Genomic DNA, 24,988 nt, shown 5'->3' with positions numbered 1-24,988 from the left:
TCTACGACTGTAAAAAAAGGAAGAATGAATATGTATCAAACCAAAACACTCAAAGAAAAAATAAGACTCTTTATGATTATACTGATACCGATTCTAATCACGCAAGTAAGTATGTATGCAATGAACTTTTTTGACACGATTATGTCTGGTAGAGCGGGTGCTGCAGATCTTGCTGGCGTAGCGATTGGCTCTAGTTTATGGGTACCGGTACAAATGGCGATTGTCGGTATTTTAATGGCGATGTCTCCGATTGTTGCTCAGTTAACAGGTGCTAATGAAGAAGGGAAAATTCCTTTCACTGTCCAACAAGGGATTTATTTATCGATTGGATTAGGTGTTGTGGTTACGTTGATCGGTGCTTTTTTGATCGATCCTATTCTATCATTGATGGATTTGGAGGATCGAGTACAACATGTTGCAAAGTACTATATCATTTCGATTGGATTAGGGATGATTCCGCTTTTTGTTTATAACTTATTGCGTTCTTATATTGATGGACTAGGGCACACGAGAATTTCGATGGCAATCATTTTAATTTCCTTACCTTTAAATATTTTATTTAATTATATTTTCATCTTCGGAAAACTAGGTTTGCCTGCATTTGGAGGAATTGGTGCTGGCATTGCATCAGCATTAACATTTTGTGTCAATTTAATTTTATCCATATTGATTGTCCATTATGTCCGACCATTTCGCGGTCACAAGATTTTTCATCGATTGATCAAGCCATCTATCAAAGAGTGGATCAGTCAATTACGACTTGGAATTCCGATCGGCTTTTCGATTTTCTTCGAGGTTAGTATTTTCTCTGCAGTAACCTTCATGTTAAGTGTGTATAGTACCAATACGATTGCCGCACACCAAGCAGCGATTAATTTCGCTTCGTTTTTATACATGATTCCATTAAGTATTGCGATGTCCTTAACGATTGCTGTTGGCTTTGAAGTTGGAGCTAAACGGGTTCAGGATGCGAGGACCTATTCTTATATGGGAATTCTTTTTGGTGTAGTGATCGCTTTCTTAGCTGGCGGCATTATTTATTTAATGGACGATCAAGTTGCTCGTTTATATAGTGATCATCCTGAAGTTATTGAACTAACTAAGCATTTCTTGTATTATGCGATTTTCTTTCAATTTGCTGATGCCGTTGGTGCACCGGTGCAAGGAATTTTACGTGGATATAAAGATGTTAACATTACCTTCTGGATGTCTCTCATATCATATTGGTTAATTGGGTTACCTAGCGGATGGCTATTCGCTAATTATACGAACCTAGACGCCTATGGCTATTGGCTAGGATTAATCGTTGGGCTATCAGCAGGTGCGATTACGTTATTCGGACGGATGTATTACCTGCAAAATAAGCTAGCAAAACAGGTGTAATGTTATTTGGACACTTTTTGTATTTTTCTGGACGCTTTCTAGCAAAATCTGGACACTTTTCCCAATTATCTGGACACTCGTCAAAAAGGTGTAGCTTGAGATAAGCTACACCTTCAAATTCATTACAATTAATCTCTCTTCGGTCATTTCTTCTATTGAATATTTCGGTCCTTCTTTACCATTGCCACTATCCTTTACACCACCATATGGCATGAGATCAACGCGATATTGCGAACCATCATTGATCATCAACCCGCCTACTTCCACATGTTTCGCTGCATAATAAGCTGTATCGATATTTTGTGTAAAAATGCCACCTTGTAAACCATAATCCGATTGATTGATTTCCTGAATACACTGCTTAAGGTCTGAAAATGGTATGACACTTGCAATGGGTGCAAAAACCTCTTCACAAACTACACGCATTTCTGGTTTGACATCAGTCAAAATAGTAGGTTGCAGTAATGCACCTTCTCTTTCACCACCATAAAAAATAGTTGCACCTTTTTTCACAGCTTCTTGAATCCATTCTTCAGCACGTTCTGCCTCATCTTCTGCGATCATTGGACCGACATCTGTTTCTGGATCAGTTGGATCTCCTATTTTCAACTCATCCATAAGTTCTTTTAATTTATCTAGAAATAGCTCCTGCACTTCTTCATGCACATAAATTCGTTGTACAGAAATACATACCTGTCCAGCAAAAGCGAAGGATTGTGCTGCTATTGTTTTTGCTGCTAACTCGACATCTGCTTCTTTATCAACTATCACAGGTGAGTTATTGCCCAATTCTAATATTAGTCGGTTCAAGCCTGTTTCTTGTTTTAATTTCAAACCTACCTTCGCACTTCCTGTAAACGTGTAAAGAGCGATACGCTCATCTTTCATCATTTGATTACCTACTGTTGAACCGGAACCAACTACTACTTGCAATAATCCTTTCGGTAAACCTGCTTTATCTAGAATTTCTGCTAATTTTAAAGCTGAAATCGGGGTTTTACTCGCTGGTTTTAACACAACTGCATTACCGGCAGCAAGGGCAGGGGCTACTTTATGAGAAACGAGATTAAGTGGAAAATTAAATGGACTAATTGCTCCAACTACCCCTACTGGTACTTTGATCGTAAAAGCCATTCGATTTTCAGAACCGGGCGCTGCTTCGACAGGTACACCTTCACCATGGATACGTTTTGCCTCTTCTGCTGCTACTAAAAAAGTTTGAGCAGAACGATCAATCTCAGCTCGTGCCTGTTTTAATGGCTTCCCTGCTTCTTTGGTAATGATCATCGCCAACTCTTCTTTTTCGTCAGCAATTAGTTGAGAAGCTTTATGTAAGATCTGATATCGTTCATATGGAGAAAGCTTCTTCTGTTCAAATGCTTTAGCCGCACTAGTAATTGCCTTGTCTACCATCTCTTCGTCTGCTTTGGCAACACGTGCATATACTTCTTGAGAAAATTTATCTACTACATCCAATGATTCGTTTGTGTCTAACCATTTTCCATCAATAAAAAGTTGAAACTTCTGCATCAGTTAACACCTCGGTTTTCAGATTTATGAATGTTATTCCACTTTTTTACTAGTTTAAACCTTGACTCGAAAATTGAAAAGGAGTGTAATAAAATTGTGTACTCTCGTTTATCCTTATAACATAGTACCAACGATTTAAGAAGTTCATTAAAAGGGAATGATAAAATGATTATTCCAGAAGAAGTTGCTAAAAAAACAGATGAAGCTTATCATTTTTTGGTTAAAGCTAATCAAAAGGATCACATTATTTGGATGGAAGATGTGTTTTTATCCTGGCAATGGTGGTTTTGTTTCATACTAGCTATTATTCCATGGGTTTTATGGTGGAAATTTAGAAAAAAGGAATCGACTAGCCGTTTATTACTTGGTGCTTTCTTTACCATGTTTATCTCAATTTCCCTAGATTCCTATGGAACTGAATTGGGTTATTGGGATTACAGATATGAATTATTACCTTTTTTGCCATCTTTCTTCCCTTGGGATTTAAGTCTTCTTCCTGTTGCTTTTCTGGTAATTGTGCAAATGAAACCAAATATTTCACCTATTTTAAAGGCTATTTTTTATGCATTTCTTAGCTCGTTAATAGGCGAACCATTTTTCGAATGGCTAGGATTTTATAACCCTATCACTTGGAATTACGTTTATTCATTACCGATACAGTTCATTATATTTCTAGTTGGATACTCCTTAGTTACAAGTAAAAAATTTGAAGCGATAAAATGAAAATAACAGTTCTGTCCACCTTCTATTCACTATGGTATTAACCCATATGCGTAAAAAAACGCTCAGAATTAAATTCTGAACGTTTTTTGGTTAAGCTCAATAACAGGTTATTTTTGCGGATCATAAATGAAATAATCGAAATCAGCGTGTTTGTTTTCACCTGATGTGTCTTGACATTGCATACCTACGAATGCTCCTGTAAAGAATCCACCGCCTTGAATATAATCATCTGATAGCTTGTAGGATTCAAATTCAACCGGTACTGTATGCCAAGTTTCTCCGTCAAAGGAATAAGAATATGTGTAGATAGCTGTTTTTACATTCACGCGTAAATATACATATTCTACATCCTCAGGAATCTCAATTTCGTTTCCTTTAATCGGTTGTCCAAATGTAAAATTATCGCAAGTCATTAACTCTAAGATACGACCTTTTTCTTCATGCCACGAGATTTGGAAAGAAGTCCAATTCTCCGTATTGTAGTAATTGACAAGACCTGCTGATTGCTGGAAATCATCAGGCTGGAACGCTACTTTTGTTTCCGCTCTGAAATTAAAGTGTTGCCAGCGTCTTGCGATAAAGGATTGTGTAAATAAAGAAGTTAGTGATTCTTTACCATATAAACGTAAATGACCAGGATTATCTTTCAATGAAACGATATCTTCACCTAATGGAATACGTAAACTTTGGAAATGAAGGTTCAATTCATCAGAATCGAAATCATCTTTTGTCGGATAATCAGGATCCCATTTTACTTCTTCGATATCAGGCCCTTCGATTTCTAAGGAAGGCTGGTTACCACCAACAACATATGGCCAGTCATTTTTCCACTCTATACGCTGAATCGCCGTTTCACGACCTAATGGACAATAGCCGCGAGGATCTAATAAAGGTTGTCCATCTCTCGGTAAAACACGTCCAGTTAAATGGACAAGGAACCATTCATCTGTATGTGTTTCTACGATCGAGGCATGGCCAGCTTTTTGCAACGGATTTCTCGGATACGGCCACGATGTAATAAGTGGATTTTCCGGATGTACTTCATATGGTCCGGTAAGCTCTTTTGAACGTGCTATCGTGGCACAGTGATCGAATTTAGTACCGCCTTCAGCTGTTAATAAATAATAATAGCCATTCCATTTATATAAATGCGGTGCCTCCGTTAATTTAATATCAGTCCCTTTGAAAATAACTTGCTTTTTACCAACAAGCTTCTGCTGACTGTGATCATATTCCTGTAAAACAATTCCATAGAAGTTATGATGTCCAACTCGGTGATCCCATTTCATATTGACTAAGTATTTTTTACCGTCATCATCATGGAATAGAGACGGATCAAAACCTGAGCTGTTTAGATAAATGGGATCTGACCATTCACCATCAATCGTGTCACAAGTTGCCAAATAGTTATGAGAATCTTTCCAGTTACCGTTTACAACTTTCACATCTGTGTAGATTAAATAGAATTGACCATCATGATGAGATAACTGTGGTGCCCAAATACCGCCAGAGTTAGGATTACCTTTCATGTTTAATTGACTAAGTCTATTAAGTGGTCTTGATACTAACCGCCAGTTTATTAAATCTTTCGAATGATAAATACCTACGCCAGGAAACCATTCAAATGTAGAAACTGCGATATAGTAGTCTTCCCCTACTCTGCAAATACTTGGATCTGGATTAAAACCTGTTAAAATTGGATTTTGAATTGTAGCCATTGTTTCACCCCTACTTTGTTTTGTAAACGTTTAATTTCACAATCCATAGTATAGCATAAAACTTACACAAAGTATAATGGATAAACTAAGTTTTTGTGATTTTTTTATACATGGATTATATACTCTGACAAAAACGTACATTTTTTCTCATTGGATCCATCTAAAGCACCTTTTTTTGATAGATCAATTTAATGTGGTCTTATTCAATATATAATAAAAGAGTGGCATCTATCACCAATCTTTGTGATGGAGACCACTCTTTTAATTTTTTGCACTAATTTTTTCCAGACTTCATTATCCATCATAACAAATTATAAAAAAACAGTCTATATTTTTCGTTAGATTTTTAATATAGTTTAGTTGCCGGCAAAAACATTACAAGGAGTGTTGTCCATTGAAATTTACGTGTCACCTCAACCAATCTGATTTACAGGACTATGTAGAAAAGGTCTTTGGTACCAGCTATTTGGTTTCTAGTGTAACGAAAATGCATGGTGGTACACAGAAGGTGGTCTATAAGATCGCATGTAGCAATGGATTTTCTTGTGTTCTGTATGTGTGGGATCTTACGATGAATTATTTCTCAGAAGAAATAGCAACCGAAGATATAACCGAGCAATCCTATGGCAGTGATTTATTTGAATTAAACAATAAGTATTTAACACAACAAGGAATACGTACACCCACTCTTTACGATCTAAATAATGAAAAAAGCCATTACTCTTTTGATTATGCCCTTGTTGAATATATAGATGGACAAACAGCAGAAGCCTATTTCCATCATCCAGATTCATTGATTCAAGATAAATTGTTTCAGCGTCTTGGGGATTTGCTGGGTAGCATGCATGCCAACGAAGCATGCACGTACGGTAAACTGAATCATAGTGGGACTAACACGGCAAATTGTCATCTTTTGAAAATGGAAAACGCCAAAAGGCAGCTATCCTATGCCTCCCAATACGTAGAAAGCATTCGGACCAATCACAGCAAACTGCTCCATGCTTTATATGAACTTGAATCAAGGATTGAACCTAGAAGTCGTTATGGATTTATACATGGGGAACTGGGGCCTGACCATGTATTAGTTAATGACCATTTTGATCCATATTTGATCGATATCGAAGGGGCTTCATTCTTTGATATTGAGCATGAACACAGTTTTTTGCAATTACGGTTTGGGGATTATTACCGTTATTTGAAGATTGATAACCTCGATCCTAATCGGATGTTATTCTATCGATTCCATCATCATATATCGTTAATTTCAGGTGGTTTAAAGCTGCTTCACAGAGGGTTTCCTGACCAGGAATTTGCGAAAGGGCTCATCCATCACCATTCCCGATCTACACTGAAATTTATTCAAGGATAAAAAGAGGGATACATATTAGACATAACTAATATGTATCCCTCCAAATTATTATAACGGTCTAGCCATGATCCTCTTATAAGAATAGACCTGCAATTGTTGCAGATAGGATAGAACCTAATGTTGCACCGATCAGTAATTTCATACCGAATTTAGAAACGGATGCACCTTTTTCACTATCAATCCCTTGTACTGTACCTGCAATGATACCAATAGAAGAGAAGTTAGCGAAACTAGTTAGGAATACTGTTACAATCCCAACCGTTTTTTCCGAAAATTGACCTATTAAAGGTTCAAGTTCTAACATGGCTACAAATTCGTTTGTAATAATCTTCGTACCCATAATACCACCTGCTTGAACCAGTTCTCCAGGAGCAATACCCATTAGGAAACCAATTGGATATAATACATAGCCCAAAATTTCTTGTAAGGTAGTACCTGCAAATATTCCTGCAATTGCCCAATTCACTAATTCTAAAGCCGCAATAAAGGCGATTAACATGGCAGCTACAATTAAAGCGATTTTACCACCATCTAATGCACCATTCCCCATAGCTTCGAAAAAGCTTTTTGCCTCGGACACGTTTTTTACATCGACTTCATCATTTTCATCATCTACTTTAACTGGTGCAATAAGCGATGCAATAATAAGGGAACTAAACATATTCAATGGAATAGCTACTAAAACGTACTGTGCCGGTAACATTTGAATATAAGCCCCGATAATAGAAGCTGAGACAGATCCCATTGCTGAAGCACTTACAATATATAGACGATTATTATTTAAATGATGGAACTGTGATTTAATCGCAATAAGTGCTTCGGATTGACCAAAGAACATACTGTTTACTGCATTGAAAGATTCTACTTTTGGTAATCCGGTAATTTTGGATATGAGCCAACCAAAATATTTAATAATGAATGGCAGAATTCTTAAATAAGTAAGTACGGATAATAAGGTTGAAAAGAAAATAATGACTAACAATACATTGAAAAAGAATACTGACCCGCCTTCTTCAATAGCAAGTCCTCCAAGTACGAAGGCAACACCTTCACTCGCAAATTCAATTAATTTATTAAACACATCAGAAATAAAATTAATGATCGCCTCACCTATTGATGTCATAAACATAAACCATGTCGTTACAACTTGTGCTAATAGCATGAGTCCGATTCCAACAAAATTAACATTTTTACGGTCATTAGACATCGCGTATGCAATAGCTAGTACTATAATGACTGCTAAAATTCCTAATAAAATTCCCACAAAATTTCCTCCTTTAAAATAGACACTATTATTCCTACCTTACCCAATCACCTGTAGAATTACACCTTATTGTAGCATGAAAATGTTTTCTTGTGGGAGTGTTGATAAAAGTCTAAAAATTATGAAGATTGAAAAGATTTGGCTACTTGCACAAGTTCTTCTTCAGAAAGTGGCTCTTCACTTGGTCGGTAAATCATTTGATATGTAATACCATCTTTTTCCCAGTACAATGTTTGGGAATATGGATGATCCTGATAATAACCTTCCATTGAATCGCTTATCGAAACGGCTTTGAAATCACTTTCTTCTTGATAGTCTTCTCCATTAATTAACTGTATGGTAAAAATGTCGTTAGCTTTAGTAAACATGGTAATATCAAATGCTTCATTATCAAGCTCTTCTAAATAGAAACGATCTGTGACAAGTATCTCAGCAGCAATTGGAACATAAGATGGTAATTCTGCGGTAAATTCGAGGTTTTTCATAGCTTGCTCTACCTCATCTTTGTCATATGAATAAAACCCTTCAGGTATAGCGGATTGTCCATTACATCCTGCTAAAACAAGAATTATTATGCTTGCTGTCATCACTTGCTGAAAAAACTTCATACTTGCCTGCCTCCATAAATTCATTAGTATACTATTAGACGATTAATAAGCGTAATAAGTTTCACTAAAGTAAACATCTAAATAATTTGTTAACTTTTAGCACTTATTATAGCATGTTTCGTGAATATTAGTCATTTCTTCCCAAAAAGAAAAGCGGGAGAGCGCCCGCTTAGAAACGCAGCGGCTAGAGCTAGTCAACTGAGATAAAGGAATCACTGAGAAAAGCGAACCGATGATCACTTATCGGAGGGCGATTCGTGAAGTCGCCTAGTTTTTAGGCGCTCGGAGCTAGACATCTGCGTAAAATTTTATACTTTCTTGTCCAAAAAGAAAAATGGAGCATCACGAAATGTTCAAGCTTTACGCTTCCTCTAGTATCATGGAATAATATAAACTGCTTATCCACCACTCCGGCTGCCCACTTTTCTACCTCAACACACAAGCAAGCGTAAAAAACGCCGACACTATTTAGCATCGACGTTACTTTTATGGAAGAAGTGCTTCATCGCGTAGAAAACATCTTCTCTATTTTTCAACACGTATCGTTTGAATCGTGGGTGATCAACATCTTTGAACGCTTGCATTAATGTGGAATACCGATTATATTGATTTACTTCCCCATAGCAAAACATACTCGCACTCTCTAATAACTGATAAACGGCTTCTAATGATCTCCGATTATCGGAAGTTAAATTATCACCATCTGAAAAATGAAATGGATAAATGTTATAACGGCTTGCTGGATACTTTTCATTGACGAGTTCTAATGCTTTTCGATAGGCAGAAGAACAAATCGTTCCACCACTTTCTCCTTTAGTAAAAAAAGCTTCCTCATCTACCACCTTTGCCTCTGTATGATGAGCAATAAATTCCACATCTACTGTTTCGTATTTTTTTCGTAAAAAGCGAACCAGCCAAAAGTAGAAACTGCGAGCCACATATTTTTCGAATTGCCCCATCGAGCCACTTGTATCCATCATAGCTAACACAACTGCTTTTGATTCCGGTTTTTCGATATTATCCCATGTTTTATATCGTAAATCATCTGGATATATCGGTGCAAAAGATGGATTCCCTTCTAGGGCATTTCTGCGATAAGACGCTAACATCGTTCTTTTCTTATCAATGTTTCCAGTTAAACCTTTTTTACGTATATCACGAAACTCCACATCAGTGATCGTAATGTTATCTTGTTCTTTCTCCATCAAATTGGGCAATTCTAGTTGTGAAAAAAAAGCTTCCTCTACTTCCTCAAAATCTACTTCTGCCTCATAATAGTCAACTCCAGGTTGATTTCCCGCTTTCTCACCTTTTTGTCCCTTTTTCGCTTTTTGTGGGTCTTGAGCAACGACATCTCCTACCTCACTGTCTCCATCTCCTTGACCTACACGTTTGTTTTTCGATTGACTGTAGCGTATTTTATATTCGTCCAAGGAGCGAATTGGTATTCGAATAATTTCTTTTCCTCGAGACATGATAATATTTTCTTCACTAACAATATCTGGTAGTTTCTTTTTTAATACTTCCTTTATTTTGTCTTGATGTCGTTTTTGATCATCAAACCCTTTTCGATGGAGGGACCAATCTTCCTCTGCGATCACAAAGTTACCATCAGCCATCGAATCCCCTCCTTCGCTTGTATTATTTTATTGTATGCAACGAAAAAGAGAATGATTAAGCATTTTTAACAGAAATTCAATGGATTATCATGTAATAATTTTACCAATGGTGCATAAAGAATTTAGCCTAGTAGATACATACTGCGAAGTAATGTGGTAATTAGATGTTCGCTCACCTAAGCGATAATTTTGAAATATATCGTGATGATAACTACCACTCCGGCTGCCCACTTTCCTTTCCGTGGGGTTTGCCCTTCAGCTAACTTTTTCGAGCCAAAACCGCTCGAAAAAGTGGATCTTCAGGCCGAACAATCCCCATAGTAGTGAAAGTGGGCGGCCTTCGTTAAGCTATGCTCCACAACACTAATCCGCAATCAACCAGTCGATTTCTCACCATATGTAGCAGGAATTACAGCCGATTAGAACTGTAGTAAAACAAAAAAATTTAGTTCCGTGAATTCATTCCTTTCTATAATCAGAGAACAAAAATAGCGTAGGCAGAATACGGAGACTCCTGTGGGACTCACGAGAGCTGAAGATCCACTTGGTGAAGTGCCTTTCTTCACCAAGTTAGCTAAAAACCGCCCACGGAAAGCGCAGTATTCTGCCGAAGCGTATGGCAGCACTCATCAAAATGCAGTACGGAAGAGAGCCTATCCTCACTCACGTTACTTCGCAGTTTATGTATTTTGTGCTCTATCAAAAAGCACTCACCATTAAAAAATGATGAGTGCTTTTGATTTTAGCCTTCTAATAATAGATCATATGGATCTTCTAATAATTGTTTGACGCGTACAAGGAATTGTACTGCTTCTTTTCCGTCTACGATACGGTGGTCATATGATAAGGCGATATACATCATTGGACGAACTTCAATGGAATCATCAGGCATTACTACCGGACGTTTTTGAATCGTATGCATTCCTAAAATACCAACTTGTGGTGAATTTAGAATTGGCGTGGATAATAACGATCCAAAAATACCACCGTTTGTAATCGTGAAGGAACCGCCCTGTAAGTCACTAATTTGCAACTCTTTATTTTTCGCTTTGGTACCTAAATCAGCAATTTGTGATTCGATTCCTGCAAAGTCTAAACGATCTGCATCACGTACTACTGGCACAACTAAGCCATCATCTGTTGATACAGCAATACCGATATCATAGAATTTCTTCTTCACAATTTCGTTTTCTTGAATCTCTGCATTTAAGTACGGGAACTCTTTCAATGCACTAACTACTGCTTTGGTAAAGAACGACATAAAGCCTAGTTTAATACCATGCTTTTCCTGGAACTTATCTTTACGTTGGCTTCGTAGTTTCATCACTGCAGTCATGTCTACTTCATTAAATGTCGTAAGCATTGCTGCTGTGTGCTGAGCTTCAACAAGACGATTAGCAATGGTTTGACGACGGCGAGTCATTTTCTCACGTTCTACTGGTTTATCAAACTCTTCTTTGGAACTAGAAGCTTTTGCTTGATTATCTGCCTTAGACTTCTTATCTGCTTTTTTCGGTTTCGCTGCGTTCTCCACATCTTCTGAACGAATACGTCCTAGTGGATCTGTCGGAGTAATATCATTCAGATCAATACCTAACTCACGAGCACGTTTTCTCGTAGCTGGTGATGCGACAACTTTTTGTTTATCTCCTGCTTTTTTCGGTTCAGTTGCTTCATTACTAGCTGCTTCTTCTTTCTTTGGCTCTGTGTTTTTCTCTTCTTCTTTTGCTTTTGGTTCTTCTTTATCGTCGGAGCTTTCAGTTGAACCACCAGCAGCTTCACCATTTTCATCTATCTTCGCAATGACTTCCCCTACTTCTACATCATCACCTTCATCTTTAACAAATTCAGCAATTACACCTGAATAATCAGCATTAACTTCTACATTAACTTTATCTGTTTCTAGCTCACAGATCGGATCACCTTTCTCGACGGAATCCCCCTCACTAACTAGCCACTCTGCTATCGTACCTTCCGTAATGGATTCTGCTAATTCTGGGACTTTAATTTCCTTCATTGGTTTCTCCTCCTTCAGACAGCTCTAATGCTTTTTGTACTATGCGTCTTTGTTCTGTTTTGTGTATGTGTGGATCACCTACGGATGGTGACGAACGTTCAGTACGTCCAACATAGTGTAATTCTAATTTTGTATTCTCAAGCATTCTGTAAAGCAATTCCTTTACAAAATTCCATGCCCCCATATTACGTGGTTCTTCTTGTACCCAAACCACTTCTTGCAATTTAGGACAACCATCAATGACCTCTTGAATTTTCTTTTCAGGAAATGGATAGATTTGCTCTAAACGAACAACATGAATATCTTCATATTTCTCTAGGCTTTCACTCATTTTTTCTTGAATGTCTACCATAACTTTCCCTGTACCAATTAATAATCGCTTAGCTTTTTTTGATGTTAACTCTAAGCCTGGCTGAGGTATTAATGATTGGAATTTACCATTCGTAAACTCCTCTATTGTTGACACTACTCGCGGACTGCGTAACAAGCTCTTAGGTGTTAAAACAACTAAAGGACGCGCTGCTTCACTGTCCACTAAAGCAGCTTGACGTCTTAACAGATGGAAGAATTGTGCACTGGTTGTAACATTAGCGACAATCCAGTTATTTTCCGCTGCCATCGTTAAGAACCGTTCTGCTCTTGCACTAGAGTGTTCTGGTCCTTGGCCTTCATAACCATGCGGTAATAACATCACCATATTAGAACGTTCATCCCACTTCGCACGACCAGATGAGATAAATTGATCAAAAATTACCTGACCTGCATTGGCAAAGTCTCCAAATTGTGCTTCCCAAATAACTAATGTTTTTGGTGCTTTTACACTATAACCGTATTCAAATCCTAGTACCGCAGCTTCTGACAATGGACTGTTGTGAATGTCGAATGTCGCTTTTGCTTCATCCAGTCCATGCATTGGGCAATACGTATCACTTGAATCCACATCATGTAACATTAAATGGCGGTGTGCAAATGTTCCACGTTCTGAATCCTGTCCTGTAATACGAATTGGAATACCGTCTTGTAAAATCGAAGCATAGGCTAAAGCTTCTGCTACTGCCCAATCAGCTTTTTCATCTTTTTCGAATGTATGATGACGCTTAGATAATATTTTTTCGAGCTTCTTAAAGGATTGGAAACCTTCTGGTCGTTTTAATAGACCTTTATTAAGTGAAAGCAGTAAATCCTTTGGCACCGACGTTTCAATGTCACTCAACCCATTCTGCAACGCTTGTGGTACTGGCAATGCTTCTGGATTTTCATTAACACTTTCCGTCATATCATCATAAATGCCTTGTAATTTATTAAAAACAGCTTCTTTCATTTCTTCAAAAGTATTTTCTGCTAAAATTCCTTCTTCTTGTAGTCGTTTAGCATAAACATTGGCACAAGTTGGGTGTTGGTCAATTGATTGATACAATTTCGGTTGTGTAGCACGTGGTTCGTCCATTTCATTGTGACCATAGCGTCTATAACCGACTAAATCAATTAACACATCTTTTTGAAACTTTTTACGGTAATCATACGCTAATGTTGCTGCTGAAATACAAGCTTCCGGATCATCTGCATTGACATGGATAATAGGTACTTCAAAACCTTTCGCTAAGTCACTTGCATACCTAGTGGAACGACCTTGGCGTTGCCCCGTTGTAAAACCTACTAAGTTATTCGCAATGATATGCAATGTTCCACCTGTTCGGTAGCCATCTAATGCACTCAGGTTAAAGGTTTCTGCTACTACACCTTCACCAATAAATGCCGCATCACCATGAATCAAAATACTAAATGCTTTATTGACATTTTGCTCGGGACTACCTTTTTGGAAACGAAAATCTTGTGCTGCTCTTGTAAAACCTTCTACAACTGGGTTAACAAACTCCAAATGTGAAGGGTTATGTGCTAATGTAATCTTAGTTGGTGATGGTTTCTCTTCCCCGACATCGCGTTTTGCGCCAAAGTGATATTTCACATCACCAGTCCATCCATACGTAATCGCTCTTGAACCCGGTGAAGATGGCACTAATTCCTTATCTGCTGACGGATGAAATTCAGAAAATAGCTTATCAAATGGCTTACCTAAAATATGTGTCAGTACACTTAATCTACCACGGTGAGCCATCCCCATTAGAATCTCTTCTGTTTCATCATAAAAGGAATTTTGAACGATTCGATCTAAAATAGGAACCATCATTTCCAAGCCTTCGATCGAAAAACGTTTCTGTGCGACAAAAGTTTTCGCTAAGAAATTTTCAAAACCTTCCACATCAACGATCTTTCCAAGTAGTTCTTTTTTCTCCTTCTCTGAGAATGGAAAACGATACTTACCAGACTCAATGTTCTCTTGGAACCACAAGCGCTCTTCGTCATTGTTTACATGATCGTACTCAAATGAAATCGTTCCTGCATATTGAGCTAACAAATAATCAACAACATCCTGCGCATTGTTCACCCCTTGAACAGTGGCATCCCAAACCCATTCAGCCGGAATCGCTTCCAAAACGTCTTTACTTAGATTGTAATAGCTTGGATCAACAAGTGTAGTATCACTTGCTATACCTGATCCAACAGGGTAAATCTCAGCTTTCAAATGACCATAACGACGAATAGCCTCAACAAGCTTAATTGCTGAGGTTAATTGTTTCGCACTTATATCAGATGATAAGCCTTTACTGCTTGCTACCTCTGCTTGCTGTCCTTCAATTAATTCTTTTGGAGCTCCGTACTGATCAAACATTTCTTTCAGGGATGAATCGACAGAGTCTTTGTTTTCCAAATAAAGTTCATACTGCTCTTGTACATAGCCCATATTAGGACCGTAAAATTTTTTCCAGAATCTCTCACTGGATTCCTGCTGTGTCACGTCTTATACCCCCATTAGAAGTCACTTTCTCCTGCTAAACTAAACTCCCATCCAAATGTTGTAATGAGTAAAACATTACATCAATAAATATAACCTATTTTACCTAGGGAAACAACATATAAGTTACGATTTTTTGGAAAAGTTTAATAAGTATAAAAAAAGCTTAAAAAAGCTAGTTTTTATGCGTTAAAAGGTACATTATGATCGTTTATGAGAATGCTTACAAAAAGGGGAAATAACTTCACACTTTTGTACTATTTTAAACGGAATAATGGGCCATTATTAAAAGTTATTTTTAAAGAAGCTAACTGCATTAATACAAGCCATGCAGTTGTCACCAACGCTCTGATATGATTTACTTTTAAGGTAGGAATTTGATTGAGGAGGAAAATAATAAATGAAAGAATTAGATAAAAATCCTATTCAAATAGCCAATCGCGAAGCACTCATCGGTGTCTTTTTAGTAGTGTTTCACTTTATCTGGTGGTTTGCTTTTGCATATGGCTTAGGAAAAAAAGATCCTGCTGAGTATCAATATATTTTAGGATTTCCCGCATGGTTTTTCTATAGCTGTATTGCAGGTATTATCATTATGTCCATGCTTGTATTTATTATCGTGAAATTCTTTTTCACTGATTTACCTTTTGATGATGAGGAGTTCGAACAATCATGAATTTAGTAGCATCTATTACATTATTCAGTTCCGTTGCCGTTATTTTTTTAATTGGTTTATTGGCGAGCAGAACGACCAATACAAGTGCTTCCTTTATGGAAGATTATTATTTAGGCGGACGCAGCTTAGGCGGATTTGTCTTAGCGATGACAATGACTGCAACATATGGAAGTGCCAGCAGTTTTATCGGTGGGCCCGGGGTAGCCTACAATGAGGGGTTAGGTTGGGTATTATTATCTGTTATCCAGGTCTCCACAGGTTATTTCACCTTAATGATTCTCGGAAAAAGATTTGCAATCACCGCAAAAAAATTTAAAGCGATCACGATGGTAGACTTCCTTAAAGAAAGATATCAATCCAAATGGGTTGTATTATTGTCTTCATTCAGTATTATTGTCTTTTTATTTTCTGCCATGGCCGCTCAATGGATTGGCGGTGGTCGGTTAATCGAGTCTATTACTGGGTTATCCTATCATTCTGCATTACTTATTTTTGTATTAACTGTACTTATTTATGTTACTTTCGGTGGGTTTCGTGCAGTAACTTTGACGGATTCCATTCAAGGAACGATTATGATTATCGGAACTGTCATCTTACTGGCATCGATCATTATAGCAGGAGGCGGTATTTCTTCGATCATGGCTGACCTTCGTGCTGAGAATCCTAATCTAATTACACCATACGGGGCAGATGGAAGCTTATCACCACAGTACGTATCCTCTTTTTGGATATTGGTTGGTGTTGGGATTGTAGCGTTACCGCAAATTGTGGTTCGAGCGATGTCCTATAAAAACACGAAATCATTTCATCGTGCACTAATCATTGGTACTATTGTCGTCGGTGTTATTATGTTAAACATGCATTTAATCGGAGTATTTGCTCGTCCGATTTTGCCAGGTGTTGAAGTAGCTGATACAGTCATCCCGTTAATTGCTTTAGAAGTATTACCAGCTTGGTTGGCAGGAATAGTATTAGCAGCACCACTCGCAGCCATCATGTCGACAGTTGACTCCTTGCTATTATTAGTCAGCTCAACCATTGTTAAAGACGTCTATCTTAATTACATACAGCCAACAGCCTCTAAGAAAAAAGTTCGTACATTAAGCATGACCATAACCGCTATTTTAGGGTTGATTGTATACTTAATTGCGATTAATCCACCTGATTTAATCATTTGGCTGAATTTATATACTATTGGCGGGTTGGAAGCTGCATTTATTTGGCCGGTTGTAATGGGGATCTATTGGAAAAAAGGAAACAAATATGGCGCAATTGCAGCGATTATTACAGGCTTCAGCTCGTACATTTTGTTTCAAGCCTTTTATCCAGAACCGTTCGGCATGCATTCGGTTGTCTCATCGATAGCGATATCACTGATTGCCTATGTTGGAGCTAGTTTAAGCTTGAGAAACAAAGTGCTGTGAATTTATTGGACACTTTTTACTGTTTATTGGACACTTTCGATCATTTATTGGAGACTTCTAGTGATATATTGGACACTTTTTAAAATGCACACACAAAAATGACCTCCGGACAAAGGAGGTCATTTTCTTATTATCGATTTAACAAGCTACCGACATAACGTAACAGATCATTAGCAGATTGTGTATTATAGCCATACTCTTCCACTAAAGTTGCCACTACTTCATTCATTTTCTTTAACTGCTGCTCATCTGGTGTTTTCGTGGAAGTGGTGATTTTTACTACGTCCTTCAAGTCAGCAAATAATTTCTTTTGAATCGCTTCGCGCAGGCGTTCATGTGATTGATAATCAAACTTTTTGCCTTTGCGTGCATAAGCTGAAATTCGGATTAGGATTTCTTCGCGAAATGCTTTTTTGGCATTTTCAGATATACCGATTTGTTCTTCAATCGAGCGCATTAATTTTTCATCAGGATGCATTTCTTCTCCTGTTAGTGGATCCTGTAATTTTGCTTTATTACAGAATGCTTCCACATTATCTAAATAATTGTCCATCAGCGTTTTGGCAGATTCTTCATAGGAATAAACGAATGCTTTCTGTACTTCTTTTTTCGCCAGTTCATCATATTCTTTACGGGCAATCGAAATAAAGTCCAAATAATCTTCTTTTTGTTCTTTCGTAATCGAAGGATGATCATCCAAGCCATCTTTCAATGATCGCAATACATCAAGCGCATTGATTGCCTGCATTTCTTTACGGATAATCGTCGATGAGATGCGATTGATGACATAACGAGGATCAATTCCAGTCATGCCTTCATCAGGATATTCCTTTTTCATTGCATTCACATCTTGATCGCTAAATCCTTCAACATCTTGATCATTATATAAATACATCTTTTTCAACATACTGACATTGCTTTGCTTCGACTCTTTTAATCGTGTAAGAATTGTAAACATCGCAGCTATTTTTAGAGTGTGTGGTGCAATGTGGACGTCCTGGATATCACTTTCTTCAATCATTTTTTGATATATTCGCTCTTCCTGATCTAATTTTAAGTTATATGGAATCGGCATCACAATCATTCTTGAGTGTAATGCCTCATTCTTTTTATTAGATATAAAAGAACGATACTCAGATTCATTCGTATGGGCTACTATCATCTCATCTGCTGAGATCAAGGCAAATCGGCCTGCTTTAAAGTTACCTTCCTGTGTTAATGAAAGTAAATGCCAGAGAAATTTCTCATCACATTTGAGCATTTCCTGAAATTCCATCAATCCACGGTTAGCTTTATTCAACTCTCCGTCAAAGCGATATGCACGAGGGTCTGACTCTGATCCATACGTGGCAATCGTGGAAAAATCAATTGATCCAGTAAGGTCCGCAATATCCTGTGATTTCGGATCGGACGGACTAAATGTACCAATACCGACCCGGTTATCTTCTGAAAAAAAGATCCGCTCTATTTTAACATCTTCAATTCTACCACCGTATTCCTCCTCGAGTCGTAGTCTATTTAAGGGAGATAAACTTCCTTCAATTTTTATGCCATATTCTCTTTCAAAATCAGCTCTCAAATGCTGTGGTATCAGGTGCAACGGATTTTCATGCATGGGGCAATTTTTAATTGCATACACCGCACCTCGATCTGTCAACGTGTACTTCTCTAATCCTCTTTTTAATAATGTGACCAAAGTCGATTTCCCGCCACTAACCGGTCCCATTAATAATAAAATCCGCTTTTTAACATCTAGCCTTTTAGCAGCTGGATGAAAGTATTCCTCAACCAGTTTCTCTAACGCTTCTTCCAATCCAAATAATTCATGACTGAAGAAGTTATATTTACGCACCCCATTTTCTTCTTCTACCCCTTCATCTTTTATCATCTGGTAGATACGGGAATGAGCAGATTGTGCAAGGTATGGTTTTTCTTTTAACAATTCAAGATACTCTGCAAATGTACCTTCCCATTTCAAGGCATCTTGTGTTTGACGATATTCTTGCACCCTTCTTAAGATATCCATAGAACAACCTCCCAATAATGTAAACCTTGCTTATACTTCCAAGCATGATGTAATTGTTTCAGTAGTTGCCATATCTATATCTATGTGGGAACAAGGCAAAAAATGAATCGAGTATCGATAAGAAAGCTGATTGATTTGTCAGGATAAGTAAGATTCCAGATACGCTTGCGAACCGATGATGACTTATCGTAGGACGATTCTTGAAGTCGCCTAGTATTTGGACGCTCGAACTAGACATCTGCGCAATTTTATACTTTCCTTCCAAGCAAAAAAGCATGGAGAACCAAATCTCCATGCTCAGTTATTTTAATGTTGTTTTCGTATTTTTTTGATTTCATCTGCTACAAATTGCACTTGAGTTCCAACTATTACTTGGATGCTATTTTTACCTACAATATTGATTCCGGGTACACCAGTATTTTTTATACGTTGCTGATCAACGGCATCCATATCTTTAACGTCTAATCTTAATCGTGTCACACAGTTATCTAGTGTGACAACATTGTCATCTCCACCTAGTCCAGCATAAATTTCTTTTGCCATTGTAGCTATATCATCATCACCAGAAGATTCTTCACTTGCATTTTCCACCTGCTCTACATCATCTTCACGGCCTGGTGTTTTGAAATTAAACTTCGTGATTAAGAAGCGAAATAGTACATAATAAATAACACCAATGACTAAACCTTGAACAAGTAACATTAATGGCTGGTTAGCTAATGGTAATCTTGAACTTAAAAAGAAATCAATAAAACCAGCACTAAATCCAAAACCTGCTGTCCAATCAAAGGCAGCTGCTACAGCCATGGAAATACCTGTTAAAGCGGCATGCACTACATATAATGCTGGAGCTAAGAACATAAATGAAAATTCTAACGGTTCTGTTACACCTGTAAAGAACGAAGCAAAACCAGCTGCTAAAAGTAAGGATGCGGCTGTTTTCTTTCTTGTTGTTTTAGCTGTATGATACATTGCTAACGCTGCTGCTGGTAAACCAAACATCATAACTGGGAAAAAGCCTGCCATGTACATACCTGTAACACCTTTTTCCCCTTCTCCAGACCAAAAATTCGCAATATCATTAATACCAGCAACATCAAACCAAAAAACAGAGTTTAAAGCGTGATGAAGGCCAGTCGGTATTAATAAACGGTTAAAGAAGCCATATAAACCTGCACCGATAGCATCTAAATCTAGAATGGCCTTACCAAAGGAAACTAATCCAGAATAAACAACCGGCCAAACGAAGAAGAGAACGGCAGATATGAGTAAGCTAGATACCGCTGTCATGATTGGCACTAAACGCTTACCACTGAAAAACGCAAAAGCATCTGGTAATTTTACATGACTAAATCGATTATACATAATAGAAGCAACAATACCTGAGATAATTCCGATAAATTGATTTTCAACACTATCAAAAGCTGCATTAACATTGTCTGGATCTACACCTTGTAACAGTGCCACAGATTCCGTTGATAACAAGGTCGTAACGACTAAATAAGCTACCAATCCACTCAATGCAGCAGATCCATCCTTGTCTTTGGACATCCCAAAAGCAATACCTACCGCAAATAAGATTGACATACTTTCACCGGAAACAATAGATTCACCGGCTTTAATTAAAAAGGCTGCTATTACATTTGCTTCCCCCCAACCTTCCGGGTCCATCCAATAACCAAGCCCCATTAATATCGCAGCAGCTGGCAATACGGCAACCGGTAACATTAATGATCTACCGATATTTTGAAGATATTTCATAACCATCATTCGTTCCTCCTATTTTTAAAAATTAAATTACTGTTTAAGTCTATTAAGGTGCATCGTGATATATCCGAGCTCTGATTCTGGAAAATAAATATCATACTTATTTTGTATAATGTCTGTTACTTCTTTAGTACACTGATATGAATCCGCAAATTTCTTTTGAATCATCGATAACATTTCCTGATCCAATTCATGCATTTCATAGTGACTAACTCGAGATAAAGCAAAATGCAAATGAGTTACAAGCCTTTGATAAGATATATCATCTTCTCTAAATTTCATCGCCATTTTCTGCATGATATGCTGGATCATTTCTCTTACTATGGCAGTATGCTTAATCGTCTGACGGTAATCACCCCCTTGAAGCTTCATTGTATGGATATGCAGTGCAATATGAGCTGCTTCATCAATTGGAATGTCTATATCATATTTTTCACGAATCCGCTGCACTGCCCATAAACCAATTTCATATTCATTTCGATACAATATCTTTATTTCATTTAGAAGCTTATTTTGGAGATGTATGCCATCTTGTGTCCGTTCAATCGCGAATGAAATATGGTCTGTTAAAGCAATATGAATATGCTCACTTAACATAGTGCCAAGATACTTTTCCGCATAGGAGATAATTTCTTCTGAAATCAGAAAATGTTCCTCTGGAATTCGATCTAACAACAGCTGTAACTTTTCATTTTCCTTCATTACAAAAAGTTGTTCGACTTTCTGTGAGTTAATGACATCATTCTTTTTCTTACCGAATGCAATGCCAGTACCAATCGCTACTTTTTCTTCTCCTTTGTCCACTACAAGTACAGCGTTATTATTCAAAATTTTTTTCAATTTCATTCCATCATCTCCATTCTTCGCAGAAAGCGTCATTCCTAACATTACCCATTAATCGTTAACACGGTTGTCTTTCCGGCTACACATTCCGTTTCTGTAGTGAAGATATATTCGTTTTGGCTTTGGTTACTATTGGTAATGACCATCGGAGTTATAATATGATCTACTTTATTACGAATATAACCCAAATCTACTGTCATTAATCGATCTCCAACTGAAACACGATCCCCTTCTTTAACTAAGACATGAAATCCCTTTCCATCTAAGGAAACAGTCTCTAATCCAACATGGATAAGTATTTCCCTGTCATTTGGCGTCTTTAATCCAATGGCATGCTTACTTGGTGCAATTTGGACAATCGTTCCTTCAACAGGGGCAACAATATTTTCTTCGTTCGGGATGATCGCAACCCCTTCCCCCATCATCTTTTGACTGAAAACTGGGTCGGGTACCTTTTCAAGCGGTAATATTTCACCAGTAATAGGTGCTTTTATTTGTATAATGGTAGAGGGTTTTTTAAATAAGTTTTTAAACATCATTCCATCTCCTTTTGGCATGATTTTCATTTAAATAAGAAAAGCGCAGAGCACCCGTTTAGAAACGTAGCAACTTCAGAATCAACTCAAATAAAGGAATCACGGTGAGTTTACGAACCGATGATGACTTATCTTAGGGCGATTCGTGAAATCGCATAATTTCTGGGCGTTCGGAGCTAGACAAGTACCAAATTTTTATACTTTCTTTTCCCACAAAAAAAGCATGAAGAAATATTAAAGGCGATAAACCAGCCTTTATATTTTCTCCATGCCTAATCTCATTAGTAACATGTGAGTCGTGATTTAATTAGCCAATTCCAATTATATATAGATTAACATAATATAGGATTAGTTGTCTATACCTAAAATATATTAAGAATATCTACGCAATTTTGATACGAAAAACACGATGCCACCGCCAGTTATTAATAGTAAGCCGATTAATAAAAATTCGAATTGGTTCGTATCAGTATCTGGAAGAGGCTGACCTTCCGTTTGCTCATCTTGACTTTGAGAAGATGTAGTACTTTCTTTTTCGTTGTTCCCATCGTTCGTGTCGTCTTTATCCGTATTATTAGTGGAAGGTTCTTCCGTTGTTTTTTCGTTCGAATTTCCATTATTGTTATCTATTTCAGACTCATTGCCTTCCTTTTCATCCTCTGTTTGTTCTTCATCAGGAGTGCTATTCTCGAATACCCCGTATAAACTAAAATGAGCAACCTCTGCCATAACGATTTGTTGTTCCTTATCGTACTCGACATCTATTTCTTTCTGTTTTTCACCATTCTCCTCCAATAAATAAACAACTAATTGATCCCAATTTTCTATCTTGTCTTCATTCACAGTGAAAGTCAATGTAACTTGATGCTCGCCAAAATCTGAAAACACTTCATCTCCAGCTAATATCGTTAAATCATATATTGAGCTAACTTGATTATCATGCTTACTGTTTATCTCCTCTACAGCTTCGGCAAATTGGAAGGTTATATTTTCTTCTTTCTGCAACAATGCAACAGGTACTTCTATAGCAATATCTTTATAATCAATCACTAACTCATAATCTTCTTGTAATTCTTCCAAAAGGGATGCATTAAAAACGATGCTTTCCTGATTACTTGAGTTAGTATACATATACTGATTATCACTGATCTCGAGTTCTGCTATATCCTTAACCGTACCATCATCAGGAGGTGTAGGTTCAGGTGGTGTTGTGCCGTTTGTAAATTCATTAAAAATTACAGATAATAGTCTACTCTCACGATCTGCACTTAGCTCCCAAATCATCGCCCCGCCAAGTTGACGGTTTTCCAGATAGGCGATTTTATTCGCTATCGAACGTTCATCATCATAGGTAATAAACTCGCCTGTTTCTTCATTAAATAAATAGGGTACTTTGGAAACATCATTCCAATAAGCAGTATATTGCTCATCCGTTAATTTATTGGCCATAATATCATCATAATCATAGACCCCTGGTTCCCATGTTCCATCACCTGCACCTTGACAGTTTTGATAATAACCGCCATTAGGGCTATCCTCCGCGTTATCACAATCAGCCCATGAACGACCATAAAAAGGTAATCCCATCACTAATTTATTGGCAGGTACACCCGCATTTAAATGTCCTTCGATTGCTGTGTCTACATTGAATACATCTGTGTCTGGTACTCCTGCGTCCATTGCAGCCGGATCAACAAATAATGGAGCATTATGTGCACTGGTAGATTGCCAGCTTCCGTTAAAGTCGTAAGTCATAATGTCAATAAAATCAACTATTTCCGCAATTTTTTCCATTTCATTATTTTCTAGATAAGAAGGATTTGCACTAGAAGCAATCGCTAATTCATATTCCTTGCCGTCTTCTTCCTCTGCTTTGTCTAATTGATCACGTATCGCTTGTAATAACAAAGTGTGATTTTCTTTATCTTCCGGGCGGTGAACATTTCCTTCTTGCCCACCACTAACCGGGTATTCCCAATCGATATCTACACCATCCATTTCATACTTTCTCATAAAAGCAACTGCTGATTTTGCAAAAGTTTCCCTAGTATCTTCTGATGCTGCTATATGGGAGAAATTTTTCGAGAATGTCCATCCCCCAATAGATAATAAGGTACGTAATCCCGGGTTTTCATCCTTTAATATTGCTAAACCACCTAAGTTTCCATAAAAATCCCGATCCCAATCTTCTAATTCCTCTTCAGTAAGTCCTAATACATTCGGGTTTTGATAATCTGCCCACGGATCAGCGGATACTACTGTACCATTTGTTACTCCTTCACAATCAGTTGTATCTGCATGACCTTCACCTTCCCAACAATAATCCGCAAATGCATAAACGATATGTGTTAATTTACTTGCATCAATATCTACCGCTTGATAATCTCTGCCATATGTTGACCATTGCGTATAATATCCGACAACTCGATAATCATCTTCTGGTTCTGATGCAGTCATTTCTTCTGTTGCTAGGAATAATAAACCAACAGCAACTATTACAATTGCGACACAGCCTGATACTAACCATTTCATAACATCTTGACATTTCCCTTTCACTATCACTCTTTCCTCCACTCCTTTAATAGATTAATAGAATACATATCGATGTAAGCGCAATCTATTTTAGGAACA

17 protein-coding genes are annotated in these 24,988 nt (G+C 37.5%); 5 read left to right on the top strand and 12 right to left on the bottom strand.

Annotated features, from left to right (window positions below; translation table 11 throughout):
- The first annotated feature begins 30 nt into the window (after positions 1-30).
- On the top strand, positions 31-1,383 hold the full coding sequence (locus D569_RS0118665; RefSeq protein ID WP_018933956.1) for an MATE family efflux transporter: 1,353 nt from the start codon (positions 31-33) through the stop codon (positions 1,381-1,383).
- A 105-nt stretch (positions 1,384-1,488) separates the two neighbouring features.
- Here D569_RS0118665 and D569_RS0118660 read toward each other — a convergent pair whose 3' ends face one another.
- A complete protein-coding gene (locus D569_RS0118660; RefSeq protein ID WP_018933955.1) occupies positions 1,489-2,913 on the bottom strand; it encodes an aldehyde dehydrogenase family protein in 1,425 nt (474 codons plus the stop codon).
- A 165-nt stretch (positions 2,914-3,078) separates the two neighbouring features.
- Between D569_RS0118660 and D569_RS0118655 the strand changes: the two genes are divergently transcribed.
- Positions 3,079-3,636, top strand: coding sequence for a CBO0543 family protein (locus D569_RS0118655; RefSeq protein ID WP_018933954.1), 558 nt, complete (start codon positions 3,079-3,081; stop codon positions 3,634-3,636).
- A gap of 107 nt (positions 3,637-3,743) precedes the next feature.
- Here the strand turns inward: D569_RS0118655 and D569_RS0118650 are convergent, their stop codons facing one another.
- Positions 3,744-5,354 (bottom strand): glycoside hydrolase family 43 protein, encoded by a 1,611-nt coding sequence (locus D569_RS0118650; protein WP_018933953.1) that lies wholly within the window; start codon positions 5,352-5,354, stop codon positions 3,744-3,746.
- Between the two features lie 487 nt (positions 5,355-5,841).
- Here D569_RS0118650 and D569_RS0118645 point away from each other — a divergent pair, with 487 nt between their 5' ends.
- Positions 5,842-6,723 carry a phosphotransferase family protein gene (locus tag D569_RS0118645; RefSeq protein ID WP_051084537.1) on the top strand — a complete coding sequence of 294 codons (882 nt, stop codon included), beginning with the start codon at positions 5,842-5,844 and terminating at the stop codon, positions 6,721-6,723.
- A gap of 73 nt (positions 6,724-6,796) precedes the next feature.
- Here D569_RS0118645 and D569_RS0118640 read toward each other — a convergent pair whose 3' ends face one another.
- The 5 genes from D569_RS0118640 to D569_RS0118620 form a co-directional block, all read right to left on the bottom strand.
- Complete coding sequence (locus tag D569_RS0118640; RefSeq protein ID WP_018933951.1) at positions 6,797-7,987, bottom strand: NupC/NupG family nucleoside CNT transporter; 1,191 nt, start codon at positions 7,985-7,987, stop codon at positions 6,797-6,799.
- A 119-nt stretch (positions 7,988-8,106) separates the two neighbouring features.
- The gene (locus D569_RS0118635; RefSeq protein WP_018933950.1) at positions 8,107-8,595 is read right to left on the bottom strand and encodes a DUF4367 domain-containing protein; all 489 of its coding nucleotides are present in this window, start codon (positions 8,593-8,595) and stop codon (positions 8,107-8,109) included.
- A gap of 464 nt (positions 8,596-9,059) precedes the next feature.
- Positions 9,060-10,214 (bottom strand): sporulation protein YhbH, encoded by a 1,155-nt coding sequence (gene yhbH / locus D569_RS0118630; RefSeq protein WP_018933949.1) that lies wholly within the window; start codon positions 10,212-10,214, stop codon positions 9,060-9,062.
- 742 nt (positions 10,215-10,956) lie between these two features.
- Positions 10,957-12,231: a 2-oxoglutarate dehydrogenase complex dihydrolipoyllysine-residue succinyltransferase gene (gene odhB / locus D569_RS0118625; protein WP_018933948.1), complete on the bottom strand. Its 1,275-nt coding sequence runs from the start codon at positions 12,229-12,231 to the stop codon at positions 10,957-10,959.
- Entirely contained in the window at positions 12,218-15,088 is a 2,871-nt protein-coding gene (locus D569_RS0118620; RefSeq protein WP_018933947.1) for a 2-oxoglutarate dehydrogenase E1 component, read from the bottom strand. Before D569_RS0118620 ends, odhB begins: the two co-directional genes overlap by 14 nt.
- A 397-nt stretch (positions 15,089-15,485) precedes the next feature.
- Here D569_RS0118620 and D569_RS0118615 point away from each other — a divergent pair, with 397 nt between their 5' ends.
- Entirely contained in the window at positions 15,486-15,761 is a 276-nt protein-coding gene (locus tag D569_RS0118615) for a YhdT family protein (RefSeq protein ID WP_018933946.1), read from the top strand.
- On the top strand, positions 15,758-17,185 hold the full coding sequence (gene panF, locus D569_RS0118610; protein ID WP_018933945.1) for a sodium/pantothenate symporter: 1,428 nt from the start codon (positions 15,758-15,760) through the stop codon (positions 17,183-17,185). Before D569_RS0118615 ends, panF begins: the two co-directional genes overlap by 4 nt.
- A 130-nt stretch (positions 17,186-17,315) precedes the next feature.
- Here panF and D569_RS0118605 read toward each other — a convergent pair whose 3' ends face one another.
- The 5 genes from D569_RS0118605 to D569_RS23730 form a co-directional block, all read right to left on the bottom strand.
- Positions 17,316-19,211, bottom strand: coding sequence for a PrkA family serine protein kinase (locus tag D569_RS0118605; RefSeq protein WP_018933944.1), 1,896 nt, complete (start codon positions 19,209-19,211; stop codon positions 17,316-17,318).
- Between the two features lie 306 nt (positions 19,212-19,517).
- Positions 19,518-20,978, bottom strand: a complete 1,461-nt coding sequence (nagE, locus tag D569_RS0118600) for an N-acetylglucosamine-specific PTS transporter subunit IIBC (protein ID WP_018933943.1) — start codon at positions 20,976-20,978, stop codon at positions 19,518-19,520.
- Positions 20,979-21,008: 30 nt separating this feature from the next.
- Positions 21,009-21,824 (bottom strand): PRD domain-containing protein, encoded by an 816-nt coding sequence (locus D569_RS0118595; RefSeq protein WP_018933942.1) that lies wholly within the window; start codon positions 21,822-21,824, stop codon positions 21,009-21,011.
- Positions 21,825-21,865: 41 nt separating this feature from the next.
- Positions 21,866-22,357, bottom strand: a complete 492-nt coding sequence (locus D569_RS0118590) for a PTS sugar transporter subunit IIA (protein ID WP_018933941.1) — start codon at positions 22,355-22,357, stop codon at positions 21,866-21,868.
- 372 nt (positions 22,358-22,729) lie between these two features.
- The gene (locus tag D569_RS23730) at positions 22,730-24,913 is read right to left on the bottom strand and encodes a glycoside hydrolase family 18 protein (protein WP_018933940.1); all 2,184 of its coding nucleotides are present in this window, start codon (positions 24,911-24,913) and stop codon (positions 22,730-22,732) included.
- Positions 24,914-24,988: the final 75 nt, after the last annotated feature.

The organism is Gracilibacillus lacisalsi DSM 19029, from assembly GCF_000377765.1.
Taxonomy (GTDB): Bacteria; Bacillota; Bacilli; order Bacillales; family Amphibacillaceae; genus Gracilibacillus; species Gracilibacillus lacisalsi.
The sequence above is the reverse complement of the archived record's forward strand: the minus strand, read 5'-3'. Positions and strand labels throughout refer to the sequence as shown.